Raw genomic sequence first — 22653 nt, 5'->3', positions numbered from 1 at the left:
ACCCATGACCCTGCTACGGCGTCAGCGCACCACGCTCAGCGACAGCGCGAACCGGCCCTCCGCGTCCGTCCACCAGTGGGCCAGCTCCAGCCCGGCGGCGGCCAGTTCCGCGCGCACTCCCTCCTTCCGGAACTTCGCCGACACCTCGGTGCGCAGCTCCTCGCCCGCACCGAAGTCCACGGCGAGATCGAGGGCGGGCACCTTCACGGTCTGCGCGACGCGGGACCGCAGCCGCATCTCGATCCACTCGTTGCCGGCGTCCCACAGGGCGACATGGTCGAAGGCGCCGGGATCGAAGTCGGCGCCCAGTTCCCGGTTGACCACGCTCAGGACGTTCTTGTTGAACGCGGCCGTCACCCCGGCCGCGTCGTCGTACGCCCGGACCAGCACCCCCTCGTCCTTCACCAGGTCGGTGCCGAGCAGCAGGGCGTCGCCCGGGGAGAGCAGCGCACGCACCGACGCCAGGAACTCCGCGCGCTCCGCGGGCAGCAGATTGCCGATCGTGCCGCCGAGGAACGCGATGAGCCGCGGCCCCGGGGTGTCCGGCAGGGCGATCGCCGCGGTGAAGTCCGCGATCAGGGCGTGCACGTCCAGACCGGGCCGTTCGGCGACGAGCGCCTCACCGGCCTGGGTGAGGGCGCTCTCGCTGACGTCGACCGGGACGTACACGCCGAGCCCGGTCAGCGAGTCCAGCAGATGGCGGGTCTTCTCCGAGGAACCGGAGCCCAGTTCGACCAGGGTGCGGGCGCCGGCCGCGGCCGCGATCTCACCGGAGCGGGCGATCAGGATCTCCCGCTCCGCCCGGGTCGGGTAGTACTCGGGCAGCTCGGTGATCTCCTCGAACAGCTCGCTGCCGCGCGCGTCGTAGAACCACTTCGGCGGCAGTGTCTTGGGCGAGCCGGTCAGGCCACGCAGGACGTCCGCGCGCAGGGCGGCGTCCGTGGCGTCCTCGGGCAGGGTGCGGGTGACTCGGAACGGACTCACGTGCAGGGCTCCTTGCGGGGTGCGGTGACCGGCTCGGTGCTCGGTTCCTTGAGCGGCGTGAGCAGCACTTCGGCGCGGCGTGCGGTGAGCAGCGTGCGGTCGGGAACCTCCTGCCACTGCGGGTCGTCGTCGTACGGCTCGGAGGCGACGACCGTGCCCTGACCGGGCCGGGAGAGATACCAGAGGCTGTCGCCCCAGGTGGTCGCGGCGATCGAGACGCCGTCGGTTAGCAGCAGGTTGAGCCGGGACGCCGGGGCCGCCGCGGCGACCGCGCGGACCGGGTCCGAAAGCGCCCGGCCCAGGTCGTCCCCGGCGCGCAGCCGGTGCAGCACCATCGCCCACAGGAACGCCGAGTCGGTGCGCGCCTCCATGGACAGCAGCGCGACCGGCGGCAGCTCCGGGGCGAGCGGCGCGAGCGCGTCGGGCCAGCCCGCCACGGCCCCGTTGTGGCTGAACAGCCACCGGTCACCGGCGAACGGGGCCGCCGCGGCCTCCCCGTCGGCGCCCGCGAGCGTCGCGTCCCGTACGGCACCGAGCAATGCCGTGGTCCGGACGACCCGCGCGAGGTCGACGAAGGACTGGTCCGCCCAGACGGGTCCGGTACGGCGGTAGCGGGCCGGCACCGGATCGCCCTCCGCGTACCAGCCGACGCCGAAACCGTCGGCGTTCACCGTCCCGTGCCGCTGCCGCCGCGGTGCCCACGACTGCCGGTACAGGCTGTGCGGCGGCTCCGACAGCAGTGCGCCCAGCGGCCGGGGCGGGCCCAGATAGGCAAGGTGGCGGCACATCAGACGGCCCCCGAGCGCGCGGTGCGGAAACCGGAGAAGATCTGCCGCCGGATCGGCAGGTCCCAGTTGCGGAACGTGCCCCGGCAGGCCACCTCGTCCACGGCGAACGAACCGCCCCGCAGCACCTTGTGCTCCGGCCCGAAGAACACCTCCGAGTACTCCTTGTACGGGAACGCCCGGAACCCCGGGTACGGCTGGAAGTCGCTCGACGTCCACTCCCACACGTCACCGATCAACTGCCGCACTCCCAGCGGCGACTCGCCTGCCGGGTAGCTGCCCGCCGGTGCCGGGCGCAGATGGCGCTGGCCCAGGTTGGCGTGCTCGGGGGTCGGGTCCTCGTCGCCCCACGGGTAGCGCATCGAGCGGTCGGTGAGGGGATCGTGGCGGGCCGCCTTCTCCCACTCGGCCTCGGTGGGCAGCCGCCGCCCGGCCCAGCGGGCGTACGCGTCGGCCTCGTACCAGCTCACGTGCATCACCGGCTCGTCGAACGGCACCGGCTCGGTGACACCGAAGCGGCGCCGCAGGAACTGCCCGCCGTCCAGCCGCCAGAACAGCGGGGCGTCGATCCGGTGCTTGGTGATGTGCGCCCAGCCGGCCGGCGACCACCACCGCTCGACGTGGTATCCGCCGTCCTCCATGAAGTCCAGGTACGCCTCGTTCGTCACCGGCGCGGTGTCGATGTAGAACGGCGCCACCTCACGGACGTGCGCCGGGCCCTCGTTGTCCAGGGCCCACGGCTCCGAGGAGGTGCCCATGGCGAACGGGCCGCCCGGCACCAGCACCTCGGCCGGCCCGGTGTGCAGCGGCGCCGGCCCGGGGTCGGGGGCGTGCAGCGCCTGCGGGCCCTTGCGGAGCTGATGCGTGATGAGCATGGTCTCGTCGTGCTGCTGCTCGTGCTGCGCGATCATCCCGAACGCGAATCCGGCCTCGGTCAGCCGGGTCGTGCCGTGGAAGGCGGCCGACTCCAGCACGTCCAGGGCGCGGTTGCGCACGTCCGCCGCGTAACCGCGGGCCTCGCGCGGCGACAGCAGCGGCAGCGAGGGCCGCTCCGAGCGGGGATGCTCGAAGGCGTCGTAGAGGCTGTCGATCTCGGGCCGGATCGCGTCCTGCCCGGCGACGGCCCGCAGCAGCCACTGCTCCTCCTGGTTGCCGATGTGCGCCAGGTCCCAGACCAGCGGCGACATCAGCGGCGAGTGCTGTGCGGTCAGGTCCGGCTCCTCCACGCAGGAGGTCAGCAGTGTGGTGCGCTCCCTGGCGGTGACGAGGGTGGTCAGCGCCCGCACGCGGAACGCCTCGACGTCGAAGTCGGGGTCGGTCATGTTCGGATGTCCTTCCCGTGCGGGCGGCCTTCCGTGCCGCTCAGCCGGTCGAGCAGTTCGTCGGCCGGAGTACGGCCCCGTATGACATGGCGGTCCTGGTACGCCCGTACGGCGTCCATGACCTCGGTGGTGGCGCCGAGCCGCGGAAGTGCCTCCACGGCCGCCGCGAAACAGATCCGGGCCGCCTCGTGCAGCTCGGGATCGGCCAGCGCGTGCCGGGCGGCGGCGGACCACAGCGGGTTGTGCGGCGCGGGCAGCGGCCCGGCACGCTCCGCCAGCGGCTTCACGGCCCGGTAGGCGGTCTCGGCCGCCGCCGGATCGTCGAAGAGCGCCGTCGTCACCGCCAGCGGCACCACCCAGCCGTCCTCACCGGGCTGCGCGTCGATCATGCGCAGCTCCAGGTGCCCGCGCGGTCTGACCGGCGGGAACAGGGTGCTGATGTGGTAGTCGAGATCGTCCCGCGTCGGCGGTGCCGCCGACCGGGTCCACTCCCGGAAGGTCAGCCCCTCCGGCACGTCCCACGGCCCGGCGTCCCGGCGCACACACATCACCGGGGCGTCCAGCACGTGCCGGGCCCAGCCGTCGCGGGGGTCCCCGTCCAGGCCGGGGGCGCCGGCGCGGCCGGGGCCGATCTCCATCCAGTTCAGCTGCCGGGTGGAGAGCCAGCCGGTGGGAGTGCGTCCGGCCAGCGGGGAGTTGGCGAACGCGGCCACCAGGACCGCGCCCAGCTGGTGCGCGAGCCACCAGCGCCGCCCGTGTCCGAGCGGCCCCGGCTCCTCGTACCCGGCGTCCAGGCAGACCTGGACGGAGGCGGAGGAGCACATCATGGCGCGCCCGGCGGGGCCGGTACGGTCCAGGCACCGCTCCATGGCGTCGTAGCGCGGTTCGTGCAGGAACCGGCGCGGGGGATGCCAGGGATCGTGGCCGAAACCCGCCAGTCCGAGACCGTGCTCGCGCAGCTGTGCGCGGACGGTGTCGAGATCGGCGGAGACGGTACCGATGCACTCCATCAGGGAGGCGGCGGGCGGCGAGCTCAACTCCAGCTGGCCGCCGGGCTCAGTGGTGAGCGCCGACCTCAGAGGCAGGTTCCGCAGTGCGGCGTAGGCCGCCGCGAGTTGTTCGGGTGTCACGGGGAGCTGCGGCGATCGCAGCCCGTGGACGAGCCACTCCACTTCCACGCCGACGGTACGAGGCGGTCCGGTCTTGAAACAGATACCGCGGACCAGCGCCTCCACCTCGGGTTCCGTGACAACGGTGCGGGGTTTCGTACAGTCACTGACCGAATCTGACATGTGGGGGATCCTCCTGAGATTCCACCATGTCGCCGTTCCGGGACCGGGTCGGTCCGGTCCGGCACACCCGAACCACCCAAGACCTTTCCGCCGTTTCGCACAAGGGTACGGATCGGGACGTTCGACCCTCGTAATCTCTGGTTCGGAGATCGTTCCGGTGAGGGAAACTCCGTTGCACCGCACGTCCAGCATCGCTCAGGATCGGTGCATGAGCACAACGGGGGAGACCGCGGGTGGCGCGTTCATGGCGCTCACGGGGGTGGCGCCATGAGCGCGCGCCTGCGGGGAATCGCGAAGGAGACCGAGCGGATCGTGGCCGAGGGCGGCTACCGCTCCGCGGACGGCCGTGAGATCCGGATCGCCGCGGCGGTCGAGGCGGCGGCCGACGGCACACGTATGCACGGCCCGGCACCGCTCGACGTCCCGTCCGTCCCGCCGTTGACCACGTCCGTCGAGGTCACGGGCGAGAGCAGCCTGGAGGCCGCCCGCCGTCTCGGCCCCGGCACGGCCGTCCTGAACTTCTCCTCGGCCCGCAACCCGGGCGGCGGTTACCTCAACGGCGCCCAGGCCCAGGAGGAGGCCCTGTGCCGCGCCTCCGCGCTGTACACGTGCCTGCTGCGGGCCCCGGAGTTCTACGCCCACCACCGCACCCACCGTGACGCGTTCTACACGGACCGCGTGATCCACTCCCCGGCGGTGCCCGTATTCCGGGACGACAGGGGCCACCTGCTGGACACCCCGTACACAACGGCCTTCCTCACTTCGGCGGCCCCGAACGCGGGAGTGATCCGCCGCACAACACCGGAACGGTCGACGGAGATCCCGGGAGCCCTCGCCAGCAGAGCGGAACGAGTCCTGCAAGTAGCAGCGACCCACGGCTATCGCCGGCTGGTGCTCGGGGCGTGGGGCTGCGGCGTCTTCCAGAACGATCCGGAGATGGTGGCGACCACGTTCCGTGCCCTGCTGGACGACGGTTTCAAGGCCCACTTCGAACAGGTCACGTTCGCGATCCTGGACCGCACCGAGCAGACAACAACGCGGAGTGCATTCGAACGCACATTCGGCGGGCCGACCTCTTAGGGGCGCGGGGGGACTGCGCGACCAGCCACGACGGCCCGCGCCCTCAAGACGACCTACTCCCAGCCATACCGAAGCCGCAACCGATGCACAACGGAGTTGAACCGCATCCGATCCAGCGCACAAGCCTCACGCCGCATCCCCTCCTCGTGAAGCCGAAGCACCCGATCCACATCGACCCAGGAGTCCCGCCCACTCCGATCCCACGGCCCACTGCCGATCGCCACCCAGTCCCGCTGACTGTCATGCCGCTTACTGGAAAGCTGCACGGCAAGAAACGTGCCGCCGACCTCCCGGGCAACAACAAGCACCGGCCGGTCCTTGCCCCGCCCGTCGTTCTCCTCATAGGGCACCCAGGTCCAGACGATCTCGCCGGGATCGGGATCCCCGTCGTGCGCGGGCGAGTACTCGGTACGCACACGGCCGACCTCACGGGGGTCGGCCTCGGTCGTGGCGGTGGGGCCGAATCGCCCCGGCACGTTCTCGTCGGTGAAGGCGGTCACGGGGGCACCCTAAGGGGTACACCCGCGACCGCTACCACCGCGGGGTCGTGACGCGGGCGCTCAGCCCTTGTCGACGGGCACCTGTACCGGCACGGCCACCGGCACCGGCTCCACAACCGGCGTCACACCCGAACTCCCGTTCTTGCCCGCCCCGTTCTCGTTCATCGAGGAGAGCAGCTGGCGGGCCAGCCCAAGCCCCGTACCGCCCATGGTGAGCGCCTTGGCGAACAACTCACCCATGCCGTCGGCGCCGTTGAGCAGCACCATGTTGTCGACGTTGCCGAAGGCGGACGCGCCGGCCTGGACGATCTCCGGCCACTTCTCGGCGAGCTGCTGGGCGACCACGGCCTCCTGGTTCTCGGCGAGCGCGGCGGCCCGCGCCTTGATCGCCTCGGCCTCGGCGAGCCCCTTGGCCCGCATGGCCTCCGCCTCGGCCAGACCCTTGGCCTTCGCGGCGGCGGCCTCGGCCTCACCGGCGCTGCGGGTCTCCTGCGCGCGGGCCTCCGCGACCGAGATCCTGGCGTCGCGGTCGGCGTCGGCGAGGGTGCGCTGTTCGTAGGCCTTGGCGTCGGCCGGCTTGCGGACCTCCAGTTGGAGCTGCTGCTCGCGCCGCTGCGCCTCCAGCTCGGCGACCCGGGTCTCCTGGACCACGACCTCCTGACGTGCCCCGGCCTCGGCGAGCGGGCCCGCCTGCCGGGCGGTGGCGGCGGCCTTGTCCTGCTCGGCCTGGTAGCCGGCCTTGAGGATCTCGCTGTCCCGGGTGGCCTCGGCCATCCGCCCGATGGCCAACTGCTCGGCCTCGGTGGCGAGCCGGTCGGCCTCCGCCTGCGCGATCCGCGCGTCACGCTGGACGGCCACGATGTGCGGGGCGGACAGGTTCTTGATGTACCCCGTGGGGTCCTCGATCTCGTGGATCTGGAGCGAGTCCACGATCAGTCCCAGCTTCTCCATTTCCGTCCCGCACGCGGCGCGGGCCTGTCCGGTCAGTTTCTCCCGGTCGCGGATCATGTCCTCGACCGTCAACCCGCCCACGATGGCCCGCAGATGGCCGGCGAACACGGTGTGCACCCGCTCCGCCATGAGCTTCTGCTGGTCGAGGAAGCGGCGGGCCGCGTTGGCGATCGACACGAAGTCGTCGCCGACCTTGAAGATGACCACGCCGCGCACCTTCAGCGGAATCCCCTGGTGCGTCACGCAGTCGACGTGCAACTCGGTCTGGTTGAGGTCGAGCGAGAGCTTGCGTACCGCCTGCACGCCGGGCAGCACCATCGTGCCGCGCCCGGTGACGATACGGAATCCCATCCCTTCCTCAAGGCCCTCGACCGTGTGCTTGGAGCCGGAGATGATGAGCGCCTCATTGGGCTCGGCGACACGCCACATCATTTTGAACACGCCGATCAGTACGAGGACGGCGGCGAACGCCGCCCCCACGAGAAGGCCGACAGCCATCGGCAAGCACCCCCTGTTGCCCGGTGCCCGGTCGGGGCACCGAATGTAAAGGGAGTGTGTGGGCGGTCAACGCGCCCTGTACAGAGGGAGGTTGACCGCTGTTGCCGGTCCGGGACAGCCCTGTCGCGGGGCTGGTGCGAAGGGTGCCGAACACCGTGACTCCGGTACGCCGCCGTGACGCGCCGGGCGCCTCAACTCCCGTACACGGCGGAGACGTAGACCGTGCGCGGCGGCAGGTACTCGATCACCGTGACCACCGTGCCGCGCTCGATCCGGTCCGCGCCGGTCGCCGCGTACGCCAGGAAGTGCTCGGCTCCGCCGCGCACCCGGACGATCACCTCGCCGACGAGCCCGGGACCGATCGTGCCGGTGACCCGTCCCATGAGCCCGACCATCGAGACATCGTCCATGGTCACAGCCTACGGGGCGAACCTCCTTACGCGGCCGGGGAATCCGAGGCGAGCCGGTGCGGCGGCCAACGCTCGTGCCAGTGCAGCTCCGCCTCCAGCTGCGCGGCGAGCGACACCAGCAGTGGCTCGCTCTCGGCGGGCCCCAGCAACTGGGCGCCGACCGGCAGCCCGCCGGTCACGAACCCGGCCGGGACGTTCACCCCGGGCCAGCCGAGGACGTTCCACGGCCACGCGTACGGACACGCGGCGATCATCGCCCGGTCGGTGGCGAGCCCACCGAGCTCCAGCATCGCGCCGATCCGGGGCGGGGCGGTGGCCGTGGTCGGCGCGAGGACCACGTCGTACGAGCCGAAGAAGCCGCCGATACGGCGGTGCAGGCCGGCCTCCGCGCGCCGGGCGGCCCGCAGCGGCACCCCGCCGAGCAGCCGGCCGAGCCGGGCGGCCTCCCGGGTGCGCCGGTCGAGCAGCGCGGGGGAGGGCACCTCGCGGACCCGCTCGGCGAGCCCGACGGTGGCGCGCGGCACGAAGGTCAGCCCGATCTGCCCGTACGGCGGGTCGGCCTCCTCGACGTGATGGCCCAACGCGGCCAGCCGGTCGGCGAGTTCGACGACCCGGGCCCGGACCTCCTGGTGCAGCCGGGCCGGCAGCGCGGTGAACGGCGGCTTCAGGGCGAGCGCGATCCGCAACCGGCCGGGGTCGCGCCCGGCCGCGTCCAGGAGCCGTACGGGAGCCGGCCGGTGCGGGTCGTGCGGGTGGTTTCCGGCGGCCGCGTCCAGCAGCAGGGCCGCGTCCGCGACCGTACGGGCGAGTGTGCCGTTGACGGTGATGCCCTGGAAGGACTCGCCGCGCGGCCAGGTCGAGATGCGCCCGCGCTGCGGCTTGATGCCGATGAGGCCGGTCCAGGAGGCCGGGATCCGCACGGAGCCCGCCCCGTCCGAGCCGAGCGCCGCCGGGACCAGGCCCGCGGCGACCGCTGCCGCGGAGCCGCCGGAGGAGCCGCCCGGGGTGTGGTCCGGGCTCCAGGGGTTGCGGGTCGCGCCGAACGCGGGCCCCTCGGTGAACGGCCACTGGCCCAGCTCGCAGGTGTTGGTCTTGCCGACGATCACCGCTCCGGCCGCGCGCAGCCGCCGTACCGCCTCGCTGTCCTCGGCGGCCCTCGGGAACGGGCCCGGACAGCCGAACGCGGTCGGTTCGCCCGCCACGTCCGTGTCGTCCTTCACCGCCACCGGCACGCCCAGCAGCGGCTTGCGGGTCCCGGCGGCCAGGTCCCGGTCGGCGGCGTCGGCCTCGGCGAGCGCCGCCTCGGCCCGCACGATCCGGAACGCGTTGAGCGAGGACCGGGACGCCTCGATCCGCGCCAGCGTCCGCTCGACGAGGGCCCGGGACGTCACCTCGCCGTCGGCCAGCGCACGCGCGGTCTCCGCGAGGCCGGCGGCCCGATCGGCGTTCTCGGCCTGGTCCGTGCGGTCGAGCGTCATGCGGGACACCTCCGGTAGCACTCCTTCTACCGAACGGTAACGTCAGAAAGGCCTTGCCGGAACGGCCTTGCGGGAAGGGCCGGTTCACGCCCATCCCGCCTTCACGCCCATCCCGCCTTCACGCCCTTTCCGTCCTCACGCCCTCCTCGCGTTCACGTCGTGTCAGCCCGACGTGTGCGGCAGCGCCGCGGGCGGTGCGCTGGTGTGGCGGATCCGGAGCTCCATCGGGATGTAGTGCGGTTCCGTGTCGTCGCCGTCGGCCATCAGGGACTCCAGGCGCCGCGCGGCCCGGGTGCCCAGCTCGTGCCGGGCCATCGACGCCGTGGTGAGGCGGCGGGAACCGGGCAGGTCGTCGAGGGAGATGTCGTCGCAGCCGATCACCGACATGTCCTCGGGGATCCGCAGTCCCGCCTCCTCCAGCGCGGTCACGGCACCGGTCGCCACCAGGTCGTTGTAGGCGACGACGGCGGTGACGTCGGCGGCCCGTACGGCGTCCGCCGACCCGTAGCCCTGCCGTGCCGTGTGGCCGCAGGGGATGACGGTGACCTCCACGCCGAACGCGGCGGCCGCGTCGAAGGCGCGGATGCGTTCCGCGTTGGCCCAGGACGCCTCGGGGCCGCTCAGATAGGCCACGCGGCGGTGCCCGAGCTGGGCGAGGTGACCGCAGACCAGGGTCATCCCGCCGTAGAAGTCGGCGGAGACCGAGGGGATGCCGAGGCCGGGGACGGTCCGGTTGACGAGCACCAGCGGGTGGCCGCGCAGGGTCAGGTCGACGATCGCCGCCCGGTCCATCCGGGGCGAGCACAGCAGTACGCCGTCACAGCAGCGCATCAGGTCCTCGGCCAGCTCGTGCTCGCTCGCCGGGTCCTCGTCCGACTCCATCACCATCACCCGCCGCCCGTGCGAACGGGCCACCGCGGAGACCGACTTGAGGACGTCGGGGAAGTACGGGTTGGCCAGGTCGGGGACGAGCACACCGATGGCGCCGGCCTCGCCGCGCGCGAGTCCCTGGGCGGCCGCGTTGGGGCGGTAGCCCAGTTCAGCGACCGCGCTCTGCACCCGCCGCGCCAGCTCCGGGTCCACCCGGGCCGTGCCGTTGAGGACGCGGGAGACGGTGGAGGTGGAGACCCCGGCCACCGCGCCCACGTCGGTGATCGTCACGCGCCGCTGCCTGATGCCCTTGCGGACGGCGGGGACCGGAGCCGCGCCCACGAGCCCGGCTCCGGGTCCGGATCCGTCGGGTGGAGCGGCCGGCTCCGCGGACGGTCTCGCGCTGCCCGTTGTGCCCGGCACCTTCGAAGTAGCCAATCCCAGCTCCCAGTCGCCCATGGTCCCTCGCCAGCGTAGTTCGTCCGTCGCTCAGCGTGCGAAGGGCTCCGCCCCCGGTCCGGTCGGTGTGGTGGCCGGGTCGGTGGGTGTGGTTCCGGGCGCGGTCGGTGCGGTCGCCGGTCCGGTCGGTGCGGTCGTCGGTCCCGTCGGTGTCGTGCCGGGTCCCGTCGGTGTCGTCCGGGGGCTGGTCGGCCGAGTCGCCTTCCAGGACGGCTCTGTCCCGGGTCCGGTCGGTGTGGTGGCCGGGTCGGTGGGTGTGGTCCCGGGTCCGGTCGGTGTGGTGGCCGGGTCGGTGGGTGTGGTCCCCGGTCCGGTCGGTGTCGTCGTCGGGTCCGACGGCGTGGCGCCCGCGGCTGTCAGCAGCCCGCGCAGGTACCGCACGTCCCGGCGCACGGCCGCGAACGGGTCGGCGGCCGGATAGTGGACGTGCAGGGACAGCGGGCCGGAGTAGCCGAGTCCGGTGAGCCCGGCGAGGATCGTGGGCCAGGGCACGACTCCGCCGTCGGCGAGCGGCTGCCAGCGGCACGTCCAGTCCTCGGGCGAACCGCCCTGCTCCCAGAGGGCGTTCTTCACGCCGACACAGCCGACGCGGTCCGGGCCGCCGAGCGTGTCGAGGGTGAGACGCCAGTGCTCGCTGCCCTCCTTGGCCTGGTTTCCCGGGTCGGGGTGGACGAGGACGTCGTCACGGCCGTCCAGGAGCCGCATCGCGTGCGCGGCCGACGGGTGCAGTGTGCCGTGGTGGAGCGCGAGCACGGGCCGCACACCGTGGCGGGCCGCAAGATCCGCCAGACCGGCGAGGTCACGACGGGCCCGGTCCAGGTCGGCCGGGTGGTCCGAGCCCGCGTCATAGCGGTAGAAGCCCACCCGCATACGGGTCACGCCCGCGTCGGCGCAGTGCCCCAGCACACGGTCGGCCTCGCGGCCCGCGGACGTCAGATCCGTGGTCAGGAAACCGATTTCACAGCCGTGCGTGTGCAGTGCCCGGGCCGTCTCGGCGATCCGTTCCGGTGTGTCCGGCGTGACCGTCTGACCGTCCCTGACCAGCAGGTCGGCACCGTCCGCGCCCGCCTGAACCAGCTGGTCGGCGAGGGTCTGCGGCGACAGGGCGCCGAACGGTTTGGTCAGCACGAGGACCCGCACGACATGCTCCGTTTCCGGTGGCTCGGGTGGCGGCGCCGGTCTCGGCGGCCGACTTCCACTCTGTGAAAGCGCTCCCTCAACCTACCCCTCCCTGCAATCGGAGTCGATGGGTCTGCACGAATACGCAGCTCAGTGCGGACATGGGTCGGCTCCAGCCCGCCGGGCTTGAAATTCGGCGTGTGAAAACGCTTGCTCAGGCCGCTCGCTCGCCCTAACGTCATCCGCGCTTCGGTCCGGACCAGTACGGCAGCCAGGGCGGGCAGAGCCGCCATCCCCAGAGAGCAGGAGCCGACCATGGGCACAGGACTTGCACGGAGAACATCCCGGATCGGCAGGGTGGCGCTCGCGTCACTGCTGGTGGGGCCACTGCTCGCGGCGTGCGGAGGGGGCTCCGGCGACTCCGGCACCACCCTGAAGGTGTGGGACTACTCGGCGGAGCAGACCGACTTCCACAAGCAGGTCGCCGAGGAGTTCCACCGGCAGCACCCGGACATCACGATCGAATGGCAGTCGATCGCGCAGGAGGAGTACAAGCGCACGCTCCCGCTGGCGTTCCAGAGCGGCCAGGGCCCGGACGTCTTCTACTGGAGCGACAACGGCCCGCTGGCCATGTCCCAGCTGCTCGACCAGAAGTGGATCCAGCCCCTCAACGAGGGCGCGGCACTGCCCGCGAGCTTCACCGAGCGCTGGCCCGAGGGCTCGTTCATCAACGGGGTCAACCAACTCGACGGCAAGACCTACGCGTTCCCCTTCTCGGAGAGCAACTACTGGGGCCCCGGCTACATGTACCTCAACAACAAGGTGTTCGAGGACGCGGGGCTCGACACCGCGCAGCCGCCGAAGACCTGGTCCGACCTGAAGAGCGCCTGCGCGGCCATCAAGGAGAAGACCAAGGCGTACTGCCTCGCAGCGCCCAGCAAGGACGTCGACCTCCAGCGCACCTTCTACGCCCTCGCCGCCGGCGAGTACACCGTGAACGACTGGTACTTCGACTACAAGCGGGGCACGTTCTCGCTCAACACACCGCAGGCGCAGAAGGTGTTCTCGTTCATCCAGGAGCTCAAGAAGGAGGGCTACCTGGCGCCGGGGAACAACGACAAGAACTTCACCCGGCAGCAGTTCGCCGCCGGCCAGGCCGGCATCACCATGGACGGCACCTGGCTCCCGTCGGTGCTCAAGACCCTGGACCTCGACTCCTCGGGGTACACCGTCGCCGCGCACCCCGTGCCGGACGACGGAGCGAAGGGCGCCCTGTGGAGCCAGCCCGACGGCAACAAGTACTGGGTGAGCGCCGGGTCCAAGCAGTCCAAGGCCGCGTGGACGTTCCTCGACTGGATGACCGCGCCCGACGGCTACTTCACCAAGGAGTACCTGAAGGGCGGCTTCGGCACCCTCGCCTTCGCGGACAACGCCCGGTACATCAAGGACCCCGCCATCCAGCAGATCATGAGGATCGCGGACGACCCCGGCTACCGCGTCAGGCTGCCGCTCCCGGTCGCCAAGTGCCCGGACCTCGTGAAGTCCTCGGCCTACGTCAAGGCCATCGGAAACCGGCCCACCTGGGAGTACGAGGCGATGTCCGGTGCCCTGAACTCCGGTGACGCGCTGGCTCCCGAGGCCGGGCGGATCGTCGAGAAGCGCCAGCAGACCCTCGAGGACGAACTCAAGAAGGAGGCGGCCGACGGTCTGAAGGTCTCCCTCGACTGCTTCACCTTCCCGGACTGGTCGTACACCGCCGACTACGAGCCGGCCAACTAGCCCGCACACCCGAGGAAGCCGGACCGGCAAGCATCACAAAGGACGTCCCATGGCTCTAGCGCCCCCCGGCTCGCGTCCCCCCGACGCCGCAGCCCCCACCCCAGACGCCCGCCCCAGCAAGGCGGTGCGCCGCACCCGGGCCACGAGTCCACCCGAGGGCAACCGGGAACGCGCCAAAGGACGCGACCGGCTGTGGGTGGCGCTCTTCCTCGTGCCCTTCCTCGTCCTCTATCTGGGCTTCACCCTGTGGCCGCTGCTCGCGACCCTCTACTACTCCTTCTTCGACTGGTCGGGCAGCGGCCCGCTGGAGAACTTCGTCGGCGGCGACAACTACAGCCGCCTCCTCGGCGACCCGCTCTTCTGGCAGGCCGTCGTCAACACCCTGCTGTTCGCGGTCGGTACGACCCTGATCAAGCTGCCGCTGTCGCTGCTCGCCGCACTGGTGATGACCAGGAAGTGGCTGCGGGCGAAGAAGGCGCTGCGGACCGTCTTCTTCGCACCGCTGATCATCCCCGTCGCGATGGCCGGCCTGATCTTCACCTACCTGCTCAACCCGTCCAACGGCGCGCTCAACTCCGCGCTGCACGGGCTCGGTCTGACCGACGGCACCACCGATGTCTTCGCCAACCGCTGGTCGGCGATGCTGGCGCTGATCCTGATCTCCGTCTGGCAGGTCTTCGGGCAGTACATGATCTACTGGATGGCGGCGCTCCAGAACGTTCCCGACGAGCTCTACGAGGCCGCGGACCTGGACGGCGCCACCGAGTGGCAGAAGCTCACCAGGATCACCCTGCCGCTGATCCGTCCGGTGGCCGTGGTCATCGTGATGCTGGCCCTGGTCAACGCGATGCACGTGTTCGGCCTGGTGGTCACCCTCACCGGCGGCGGACCGGGCACCAGCACCTACGTGGTGTCGTACTTCATCTACCGGCAGGCCTTCGGCTCGATGCCCTTCGCCTACGGATACGCGTCGGCCGCCGCGCTGCTCTTCTCCGTCATGGCGTTCCTCCTCGTCACCGGCCAGGGGCTGTTCGTGCGCCGGGCACAGAAGCTGCGGAAGGAGTACGGAGTCTGATGTCCCGGACAGAACTCTCCGCCCCCGAGAAGTCCCCCGCCGCAGAACGCGGGAAGCCACCCAGGGGCTCCCGCTTCTCGCGGCTGTCGCGGCCCGCGCGCGGCAACCTCGTCGCGCTGCCCCTGCTGATCGTGATCGGCCTGCTCTGGATCTATCCGTTCCTGTGGGTCGTCACCGGCGCGTTCAAGACCCAGACCGGGCTGTTCACCGGCGGCGCGAGCCTCATGCCGGACCAGTGGAACTTCGACAACTTCCGCCGGGCCTGGGTGGACGCCGGATTCTCCAGGTACTTCTTCAACACGGTCCTGTACGCGGTCGTGTCCACCCTGGTCGAACTCTTCAAGTCGGCCCTGTGCGGCTACATCCTGGCCCGCTACGAGTTCCCCGGACGCAAGACCCTGCACCGGCTGATCGTGGCCACCCTGTTCGTGCCGGTCGCCTCCATCATCATTCCGCAGTTCGTGCTGGTCGACAGCCTCGGCCTGCTCAACACCCGGGCCGGCGTCATCCTCGCCATGTCCGGCGCGGCCGGCGCCCTGTACGTCCTGCTCTTCATCGGGTTCTTCTCGGGTGTGCCGAAGGACCTGTTCGACGCGGCCAAGCTCGACGGGGCCGGATTCCTGCGGACGTTCCTGCTGGTCCTGCCGCTGGCGAAACCCGTCATCGCGGTCGTCGTCATCTTCCAGTTCATCAGCAACTGGAACGAGTTCAACATCCCCCTGGTGTTCACCCTCGGCCAGCCGGACCTCCAGAACCTGGCCGTCGGAATGCTCTCCTTCAAGGGCGAGCACTCCGTCGACTGGACCGGGTTCGCCGCCGGCATGACCCTCTCCGTCATCCCCATGCTGCTCGTCTTCGTCTTCTTCCAGAGCTACTTCGTGCGCGGCCTCGCCGGCGCCACCAAGGAGTGATCCCGTGACGACCGAGCCGCCCGGCTCCGCCGATCTCAACGGCGCCTTCGCCTACACCTGGGACCTGGTGGGCGACCCCGCGGCCGCCGAACGCATCGCCGCGCTCGGCGTGGGCGCGGTGGTCCTCCAGGCCGCCTACCACTCCGTACGCGCCATGACCCCCTTCCACCCGGTCCACCGCACCGTGCACGCCACCCACGCCGCCGCCTACTTCGCGCTCGACGAGCGCCGCTGGAGCGGCAGCCGGCTCAGACCCGTCGCACCCGGCTGGGCCGTCGACACCCCGGACCGGTTCGGCACGGCCGCCGCCGCGCTGCGCGCCCAGGGACTGCGCGTCGAGGCCTGGCTCGTCCTCACCCACAGTTCCGCGGCCGGATCACGCGCCCCCGAACTGACCGTGCGCAACGCCTACGACGAGCGCTACGGCTACGCCCTGTGCCCGGCGCAGCCCGAAGTCGCCAAGTACGCGGTCGAGTTGGTCAGTGCCTTCGCCGAGCGGCACGACGTGACCACGGCGCCCGCGCTGATGCTGGAGGCCTGCGGCTGGCTGGGCTTCGAGCACGGCAGCCACCACGAGAAGACCGCCGGCGCCGACCTCGGCCGCGGCTGCCGCGACCTGCTCTCCGTGTGCCTGTGCCCCGCCTGCCGCAAGGGAGTCGAGGCCGCGGGGGCCGATCCGGGGGCGCTCGCGCACGCGGTACGGCGGGCCGTCGACGCGGAGATGCGCGACGGCGTCCCGGCCCCGGGCACCCTCGCCGAGGCACTGGGCGACGGCGCCGCCAAGGCCCTGCTGCGCCACCGCCAGTCCGTGATCGAGGAGTTGACCCACCGGATCGCCGCCGTGGCGCCCGGCCGGGAACTCCTCCTCATGGCGGACGGCGACCCGCAGGCCACCGGCCCCGACAGCGGCCTCGACCTGGGCCGCTTCGACGGCCGGGCCACCGCCGTCGTCGTCAAGTGCTGGGACGACGAGGACCGGTCCGTCGCCCGTGTCAAGGAAGCCGTCCGGGACAGCCAACGCCCGGTCATCGCCAACGTGTCCGTAGTGGACGAACACCCCGCCCGCCTCGCCGCACGCGTGGCACGGCTCAGAGACGCCGGAGCGCGGGCCGTCCGCTACTACCACGCCGGCCTCGCCTCACCGGCCCGCCTGCGCGCCCTGCGCACGGCCGAGACCACCCCGACCACGGAGGGAGCAGCGTGACCCGCCAGCAGCTCACCGGGTTGTACGTGATGGACCCAAAGCGCTTCGACGACGTGTACGGCCCCGCCGAACGCGCCGCGATCGAACGGCACCTGACCGTCGGCCGGCCGCCCTGCGCGGCCGAGGACCTGACCACGGACGCCCTCAAGGACGTCGACGTCCTGCTCACCGGCTGGGGCGCCCCGAGACTCACCGCCGGCCTCCTGGAGCGCGCGCCCCGGCTCGCCCTCGTCCTGTACGCCGCCGGATCGGTACGTCCCCTGGTCACCGAGGCGTCCTGGCTGCGCGGGGTGCGGGTCGCCTCCGCGGGCCCGGTCATCGCCGACAAGGTCGCCGACTTCGCGCTCGCCCAGATCCTGTTCGCCCTCAAACACGGCTGGCGCTACGTCCTCACCGCCCGCCGTACCGGCTCCGCCGCCCTCCGCCGTCCCGAACCGGGCGCCGCCGGCACCGTCGGCCTCGTCTCGCTCGGCGCCACCGGACGTGCCACCGCCCGCCGCCTCCTCGAACACGGCGTACGTGTCCTCGGCCACGACCCGTACGTGTCCGACGCCGAAGCCCGCTCCTGGGGCGTCGAACCGGCCACGCTGGAGCGGGTGTTCGCCGACAGCGACGTCGTCAGCCTGCACGCCCCGCTGCTCGACGCCACCCGCGGCATGGTCGACGGGCCCCTGCTGCGCTCCATGCGCCCCGACGCCACCCTCGTCAACACCGCGCGCGGCGGCCTCGTGGACGAGCCCGCGCTGGTGACCGTACTGGCGGAGCGCCCCGACCTGTTCGCCGTACTCGACGTCACCGACCCCGAACCGGCCGCGCCCGGCTCCCCGCTCTTCACGCTGGACAACGTCGTCGTCACACCGCATCTCGCCGGGAACCTCGGCCCCGAACGGCGGCTGCTCGGCCGGGCCATGGCCGAGGACCTGGGCCGGTACGTCGCCGGGACACCCCTGCGCCACGAGGTGACCCCCACCGGACTGGAGCACGCCGCATGACCGACCCCGCCCTCACCCTCGTGATGGTCCCGCCGCTGTCGGACGAGACCCGCACCTGGCCCGGCCGGCTCACCGAGGCCGTACCGAGGATCGACGTCGTGTGCCCCGAAGGGTCCGCGGACATCGCGTCGGCGCTCACCGGCGCCGACGCCGCGTACGGCACCCTCACACCCGAACTCCTGCGCTCCGCCGGGCGGTTGCGCTGGCTCCAGGCGCCCCAGGCGGGGCCGCCGCCGGGCTTCTACCACCCCGACCTCGTCCGGCATCCGGTCCAGGTCACCAACATGCGCGACACCTACACCGACCACGTCGCCGCGCACACCATGGCCCTCGTCCTGGCCCTCGCCCGCCAACTCCCGCGCTACGTGCGGGACCAGGCGCACGCCGTGTGGGAACCGGACTGGTCGGACGGGGCGGTCGTGCCGCTCGGCGAGGCGCGGGCGCTGATCGTCGGCACGGGTGCCGTGGGCGCCGAGACCGGGCGGCTGCTCGCCGCGTTCGGCACCCGCGTCGAGGGGGTCGACCCACGCGTCACCACCGCGCCGCCCGGCTTCGAACGGGTGCTGCCGCCCGACCACCTCGACCGGGCGCTCGAACAGGCGGACATCGTGGTCCTCACCGTGCCGCACACCCCGCACACCGAGGGGCTGATGGACGCGCGCCGGCTGCGGCTGATGAAGGACGGGGCCTGTCTCGTCAACGTGGGCCGCGGCCCCACCGTCCGCCTCGACGACCTGGTCGGGGCCCTGGAGACCGGCCGGCTGCGGGGCGTCGCCCTCGACGTCATGGAACGGGAACCGCTGCCGCCGGACCACCCGCTGTGGCGCCACCCCGGGGCGCTGATCACCCCGCACGTGGCGGGGGCCGGACCGCACGCCGCGGAGCGCCGGTTCGAGGTGCTCGTGGAGAACGCGCGGCGGTTCGCCGCCGGACAGCCGCTCCTCAACGTCGTGGACAAGACGCAATGGTTCTGACACCCCCGGCCGCGGCGCGGCCCGCCGTCACCGTCGAGCGGATCGAGACGTTCACGGTCGCCCTGCCCACCCTGCGGGACTTCGCCGTCGCGGGCGGCTCGGTCACCGCGAAGGGGCTGCCCGCCGTCCGGGTCCTGGTCAAGGTGACGGCCTCGGACGGCTCCACGGGCTGGGGCGAGGCGACACCGATCCCCTCATGGACGTACGAGACGACCGAGTCCATCGAGTCGACGCTGACGCACTACCTGGCCCCCGCCGCGACCGGCCTGCCGCTCTGGGACCTCGACGGGCTGGTCCGGGCCTGCGACCGCACGATCCGCCGGGGCTGGTCCACCGGCATGCCGCTGGCCCGCGCCGCCCTGGACGTCGCCTGGCACGACGCCCTCGCCCGCTCCCGGGGCATCAGTCTCGGCGAGCTGTGGGGCAGGCGCCGCCACAACACCGTCGACCTCTGCTGGATCGCCACCGGCGACGCTCCCGGCGCCCTCGCCGAGTCCGTCGCCGAGGGCCGCGCGCACGGATACCGCCACTTCAAGATCAAGACGGGTCTGGTCCCCGGACAGGACGAGGCCGTGGAGGCCGCCCGGGTGCGGGCCGTGCGCGAGGCGGCCCCCGACGGACGGCTGATCGTCGACGCCAACCAGGCCGGCACCCAGGACTCGGCGCTCCGCCTCGCCCGGCTCATCGAGCCGTACGACGTCACCGCGCTCGAACAGCCCCTGCCCGCCAACGACATCGAGGGACTGCGCCGCCTGCGCGACCTCAGCCCGGTCCCGATCGCCGTGGACGAGAGCCTGCGCCACCCCACCGACCTCGCCGGCTTCGTCCGCAGGGGCGCCATCGGGATCGCCGTGGCCAAGGTGCAGCGCTGCGGCGGACTGACCCTGGCCCTGCGCCAGTGCCAGCTGGCCGAGGACTGCGGAGTCGCGCTGATGGGGTCCGGGCTGACCGAGTCCGACATCGGACTCGCCGCCTCACTGCACCTGTTCGGCGCCTACGACCTCGTCGCGCCGGCCGATCTCAACGGCCGGCAGTTCCTGAGCAGCCCCTACGCCACCGGGCCCGTGATCCGGGTGCGTGACGGGGTGGCCGAGGTGCCGTCCGGCCCCGGCCTCGGTATCGGCATCGACGAAGGGAGGGTACGAGAGCTCGTCCGCTGAGCCGCGGCGGCGAGCACTTCCTGATCGTGCACTTCCGTACCCGGGCCTGTCATGGCCCGGACATGAAGGAGCCGTACATGAAACAGCTCGGCACACCACAGCGCACACCATCGCGGGGGAGGTCCCGCCGCGCCCTGGTCCTGGTGGCCGCACCGGCGCTCGCCGTCGGCCTGCTGGCCTCGGTGCACAACGCGTCGGCGGCCCCCGCCCAGCCCAAGGCCTGCCCCGCGCCGGCCGCCGCCATCGGCCTGAGCAAGGCCTGGAAGCTCCAGCTGCCGCTCCCCAACAGCTCCGGCTCGCCGCAGGAGGTCAAGCAGCCCGCCCTGGGGTCGTTCAGCAGCACCCCCTGGTTCACCACCAACGCCAACTGCACCGCGATCCTGATGCGGGCCGCCGTGAACGGCGCCACCACCAGCAACTCCGGCTACCCGCGCTCGGAGCTGCGCGAGATGACCGCCGACGGCTCGGGCAACGCGAGCTGGCCGTCCACGTCGGGCACCCACACGATGGTCTTCGACGAGGCGATCACCCAACTCCCGAAGGTCAAACCACATGTGATGGCCGGTCAGATCCACGACTCCGACAGCGACGTCACCGCGTTCCGCCTCGAAGGGTCCAGCCTGTACATCACCTCGTACAACAACACCCACTACAAGCTCGTGACCTCGAACTACAAGCTCGGCACCCGCTTCCAGGGCAAGTTCGTCGCCCACGACGGAAAGGTGGACGTCTACTACAACGGCACCAAGCTGGCCACCGTGACCGCGGCGTTCAGCAGCGGCTACTTCAAGGCCGGCGACTACACCCAGGCGAACTGCAACAACTCCTCGCCGTGCAACACCTCGAACTACGGCGAAGTCGCCCTGTACAGCGTGAAAGTGACGCACAACTAAGAAGTGTGTGGTGAGGCCGCGGCCATCGGGGAGGGGGCTTCCCGGTGGCCGCGGTCTGTTGAGCGGGGTGTGGAGGTGGAGGAGCGGGGCGCGGGTCAGTTCCGGTGGTCCGCGGTGCCGCCGTCGGGCGCGGGCGTGCCCGCCCCCGTGCGCAGGCCGTCCATGAGGAGGCCGATCAGACGGTCCGCCTGGGCCCTCCAGTCGCCGGACACGTCCAGCCGCAGCAGCCCGCTCATGGCGAGCACCACGTCGGCCGTCTCCAGGTCGCCCCGGATCCGCCGGGCGGCGACACCCGCGTTCACCAGGGTGTCGATGGTGCCGTAGACCCTCGTGTACGACGCGGACTCCCAGGTGTCCACGGGGCCCATCGACCGCAGCGCCTCGGACATGTGCTGCTTGGTGACCAGGAGGCTCGCCAGGCCCTTCAGCCACTCCGCGAGCGCCTGGTCCGGCGGCAGGGACGCGAGCAGGTCGTCCGCGCCGGAGCACAGCTGCTCGACCTCGTACTCGTAGGTGGCGAGGACGAGGGACTCCCGGTTCGGGAAGTGCCGGTACAGCGTGCCGATGCCCACGCCCGCGGCTCTCGCGATGCTGCCCAGTGAGGCGTCCTTGCCGGGGTCGTTGAACTCCTCCAGCGCTGCGGCCAGCAGTTTCTCGCGGTTCCTGCGGGCGTGCGCACGGACCGGCTGCGCGGGTCGCTGAGGTTCCGGCATGTGCACTCCCAGTTCGGTCGGTGGTGCGCCGCGGGCGGACACGGGCCGTCCCACCTTGCATACCGGAGGGGCCTCCGGTAACGTCGTTACTACCGGAGGGTGCTCCGGTTTCAGACATCGTACATCTGCCCCACGGCCCCGCACGGGCCACTTCGGCCTGCGCTTCCGCCGTGCACACCGAACGGAGAGAGTCCGTGAACAGGATTTCGATCGGCGATCTGACCACCTCCTCCCAGGGCCTCGGCTGCATGGGAATGAGCGAGGGCTACGGCCCCACGAGCTGGGACGACGCCGTGGCCACCGTCCACCGCGCGCTCGACCTGGGCGTCACCCTCATCGACACCGCCGACGCCTACGCCTTCGGTCACAACGAGGTGCTGGTGGGCCGCGCCATCGCGGGCCGGCGGGACGAGGTCCAGCTGGCCACCAAGACCGGCATCGACCGGGTGACCGGCGACAGCTGGGCCCTGCGGGGCACGGCCGGCTACATCAAGCGCGCCTGCGACGCCTCCCTGATGCGGCTCGGCGTCGACCACATCGACCTCTTCTATCTGCACCGGGCCGCGCAGGACGCCGAGATCGAGGAGTCGGTCGGCGCCATGGCGGAGCTGGTCAAGGAGGGGAAGATCCGGCACATCGGCCTCTCCGAGGTGGACGGGGCGCTGCTGCGGCGCGCGTACGCCGTGCACCCGATCACGGCGGTCCAGAGCGAGTACTCGATCTGGTCCCGTGACCTGGAGGCGACCGTCGGGGATGCCCTGCGCGAGCTTGGTGTGGCCCTGGTGGCGTACTCGCCGCTGGGCCGCGGTTTCCTGACCGGCACGGTGGACGTGTCGGCCCTGCCCACGGGTGACGCGCGGCGGCGGCTGCCCCGGTTCCAGACCTCGGAGAACGACGTCATCGCGGACCGCGTCCGGGAGCTGGCCGAGCTGCGGGGTGTCACTCCGGCGCAGCTGGCGCTCGCCTGGGTGCACGGGCGCGGCGCGGCACTCGGCGTCCCCGTCATCCCCATCCCCGGCACCAAGCGCGTGAAGTGGCTGGAGCAGAACGTGGCCGCCGCGTCGATCGAACTGACCGAGGAGGACACCGCCACGCTGGACGGGCTCGCGGCGCGGGTCGTGGGCGGGCGGTACTGAGGCGGGGTGGGGTGGGGTGGATTCGGCCGGGGCGCCTGACGGGGCGGGGGAGGGGAGTGCCCGGGCGG

21 protein-coding genes are annotated in these 22653 nt (G+C 71.9%); 10 read left to right on the top strand and 11 right to left on the bottom strand.

The window, feature by feature from the left end:
* Nucleotides 1-21 precede the first annotated feature (21 nt).
* The 4 genes from egtD to egtA are packed head-to-tail and all read right to left on the bottom strand — an operon-like array spanning nt 22 to nt 4383.
* Nucleotides 22-984, bottom strand: a complete 963-nt coding sequence (gene egtD / locus ACIQAC_RS05435; protein WP_402187207.1) for an L-histidine N(alpha)-methyltransferase — start codon at nt 982-984, stop codon at nt 22-24.
* Nucleotides 981-1772 (bottom strand): ergothioneine biosynthesis protein EgtC, encoded by a 792-nt coding sequence (gene egtC, locus ACIQAC_RS05430; RefSeq protein WP_402187205.1) that lies wholly within the window; start codon nt 1770-1772, stop codon nt 981-983. Before egtC ends, egtD begins: the two co-directional genes overlap by 4 nt.
* Nucleotides 1772-3091: an ergothioneine biosynthesis protein EgtB gene (gene egtB / locus ACIQAC_RS05425; protein ID WP_402187203.1), complete on the bottom strand. Its 1320-nt coding sequence runs from the start codon at nt 3089-3091 to the stop codon at nt 1772-1774. Before egtB ends, egtC begins: the two co-directional genes overlap by 1 nt.
* Nucleotides 3088-4383, bottom strand: a complete 1296-nt coding sequence (egtA, locus tag ACIQAC_RS05420; RefSeq protein ID WP_402187201.1) for an ergothioneine biosynthesis glutamate--cysteine ligase EgtA — start codon at nt 4381-4383, stop codon at nt 3088-3090. The genes egtB and egtA overlap by 4 nt, the downstream gene beginning before the upstream one ends.
* A gap of 267 nt (nt 4384-4650) precedes the next feature.
* Here egtA and ACIQAC_RS05415 point away from each other — a divergent pair, with 267 nt between their 5' ends.
* Nucleotides 4651-5463, top strand: coding sequence for a TIGR02452 family protein (locus ACIQAC_RS05415; protein ID WP_402187199.1), 813 nt, complete (start codon nt 4651-4653; stop codon nt 5461-5463).
* 53 nt (nt 5464-5516) lie between these two features.
* Here the strand turns inward: ACIQAC_RS05415 and ACIQAC_RS05410 are convergent, their stop codons facing one another.
* The 6 genes from ACIQAC_RS05410 to ACIQAC_RS05385 all read right to left on the bottom strand — a co-directional run bounded on the left by ACIQAC_RS05410 (nt 5517) and on the right by ACIQAC_RS05385 (nt 11769).
* Nucleotides 5517-5963, bottom strand: coding sequence for a type II toxin-antitoxin system PemK/MazF family toxin (locus ACIQAC_RS05410; RefSeq protein ID WP_402187197.1), 447 nt, complete (start codon nt 5961-5963; stop codon nt 5517-5519).
* Between the two features lie 60 nt (nt 5964-6023).
* Nucleotides 6024-7412 carry a flotillin family protein gene (locus ACIQAC_RS05405; RefSeq protein ID WP_402187195.1) on the bottom strand — a complete coding sequence of 463 codons (1389 nt, stop codon included), beginning with the start codon at nt 7410-7412 and terminating at the stop codon, nt 6024-6026.
* 191 nt (nt 7413-7603) lie between these two features.
* Nucleotides 7604-7822: a hypothetical protein gene (locus tag ACIQAC_RS05400; RefSeq protein ID WP_402187193.1), complete on the bottom strand. Its 219-nt coding sequence runs from the start codon at nt 7820-7822 to the stop codon at nt 7604-7606.
* A 26-nt stretch (nt 7823-7848) separates the two neighbouring features.
* The gene (locus ACIQAC_RS05395) at nt 7849-9300 is read right to left on the bottom strand and encodes an amidase (RefSeq protein ID WP_402187192.1); all 1452 of its coding nucleotides are present in this window, start codon (nt 9298-9300) and stop codon (nt 7849-7851) included.
* A 162-nt stretch (nt 9301-9462) separates the two neighbouring features.
* On the bottom strand, nt 9463-10512 hold the full coding sequence (locus ACIQAC_RS05390; protein ID WP_402187190.1) for a LacI family DNA-binding transcriptional regulator: 1050 nt from the start codon (nt 10510-10512) through the stop codon (nt 9463-9465).
* Between the two features lie 147 nt (nt 10513-10659).
* Complete coding sequence (locus ACIQAC_RS05385; protein ID WP_402187188.1) at nt 10660-11769, bottom strand: sugar phosphate isomerase/epimerase family protein; 1110 nt, start codon at nt 11767-11769, stop codon at nt 10660-10662.
* 294 nt (nt 11770-12063) lie between these two features.
* Here ACIQAC_RS05385 and ACIQAC_RS05380 point away from each other — a divergent pair, with 294 nt between their 5' ends.
* The 8 genes from ACIQAC_RS05380 (at nt 12064) to ACIQAC_RS05345 (ending at nt 20736) form a co-directional block, all read left to right on the top strand.
* On the top strand, nt 12064-13527 hold the full coding sequence (locus ACIQAC_RS05380) for an ABC transporter substrate-binding protein (RefSeq protein WP_402187186.1): 1464 nt from the start codon (nt 12064-12066) through the stop codon (nt 13525-13527).
* Nucleotides 13528-13576: 49 nt separating this feature from the next.
* Nucleotides 13577-14602 carry a carbohydrate ABC transporter permease gene (locus tag ACIQAC_RS05375; protein ID WP_402187184.1) on the top strand — a complete coding sequence of 342 codons (1026 nt, stop codon included), beginning with the start codon at nt 13577-13579 and terminating at the stop codon, nt 14600-14602.
* Nucleotides 14602-15513 (top strand): carbohydrate ABC transporter permease, encoded by a 912-nt coding sequence (locus tag ACIQAC_RS05370; RefSeq protein WP_402187182.1) that lies wholly within the window; start codon nt 14602-14604, stop codon nt 15511-15513. The genes ACIQAC_RS05375 and ACIQAC_RS05370 overlap by 1 nt, the downstream gene beginning before the upstream one ends.
* Before the next feature lie 4 nt (nt 15514-15517).
* Nucleotides 15518-16717 carry a hypothetical protein gene (locus tag ACIQAC_RS05365; RefSeq protein WP_402187180.1) on the top strand — a complete coding sequence of 400 codons (1200 nt, stop codon included), beginning with the start codon at nt 15518-15520 and terminating at the stop codon, nt 16715-16717.
* Nucleotides 16714-17709: a hydroxyacid dehydrogenase gene (locus ACIQAC_RS05360; RefSeq protein WP_402187178.1), complete on the top strand. Its 996-nt coding sequence runs from the start codon at nt 16714-16716 to the stop codon at nt 17707-17709. The genes ACIQAC_RS05365 and ACIQAC_RS05360 overlap by 4 nt, the downstream gene beginning before the upstream one ends.
* Entirely contained in the window at nt 17706-18683 is a 978-nt protein-coding gene (locus tag ACIQAC_RS05355; protein ID WP_402187176.1) for a D-2-hydroxyacid dehydrogenase, read from the top strand. Before ACIQAC_RS05360 ends, ACIQAC_RS05355 begins: the two co-directional genes overlap by 4 nt.
* Nucleotides 18674-19843 (top strand): mandelate racemase/muconate lactonizing enzyme family protein, encoded by a 1170-nt coding sequence (locus tag ACIQAC_RS05350; RefSeq protein WP_402187174.1) that lies wholly within the window; start codon nt 18674-18676, stop codon nt 19841-19843. Before ACIQAC_RS05355 ends, ACIQAC_RS05350 begins: the two co-directional genes overlap by 10 nt.
* Nucleotides 19844-19920: 77 nt before the next feature.
* Nucleotides 19921-20736, top strand: coding sequence for a polysaccharide lyase family 7 protein (locus ACIQAC_RS05345; RefSeq protein ID WP_402187172.1), 816 nt, complete (start codon nt 19921-19923; stop codon nt 20734-20736).
* Between the two features lie 95 nt (nt 20737-20831).
* Here ACIQAC_RS05345 and ACIQAC_RS05340 read toward each other — a convergent pair whose 3' ends face one another.
* Nucleotides 20832-21449, bottom strand: a complete 618-nt coding sequence (locus ACIQAC_RS05340; protein ID WP_402187170.1) for a TetR/AcrR family transcriptional regulator — start codon at nt 21447-21449, stop codon at nt 20832-20834.
* Nucleotides 21450-21697: 248 nt separating this feature from the next.
* Between ACIQAC_RS05340 and ACIQAC_RS05335 the strand changes: the two genes are divergently transcribed.
* Nucleotides 21698-22585: an aldo/keto reductase gene (locus tag ACIQAC_RS05335; RefSeq protein ID WP_402188192.1), complete on the top strand. Its 888-nt coding sequence runs from the start codon at nt 21698-21700 to the stop codon at nt 22583-22585.
* Nucleotides 22586-22653: the final 68 nt, after the last annotated feature.

Origin of the sequence: Streptomyces sp. NPDC088387 (genome assembly GCF_044753385.1) — a bacterium.
Lineage (GTDB): Bacteria > Actinomycetota > Actinomycetes > Streptomycetales > Streptomycetaceae > Streptomyces.
This window is presented reverse-complemented; position numbering and strand designations above follow the sequence as displayed.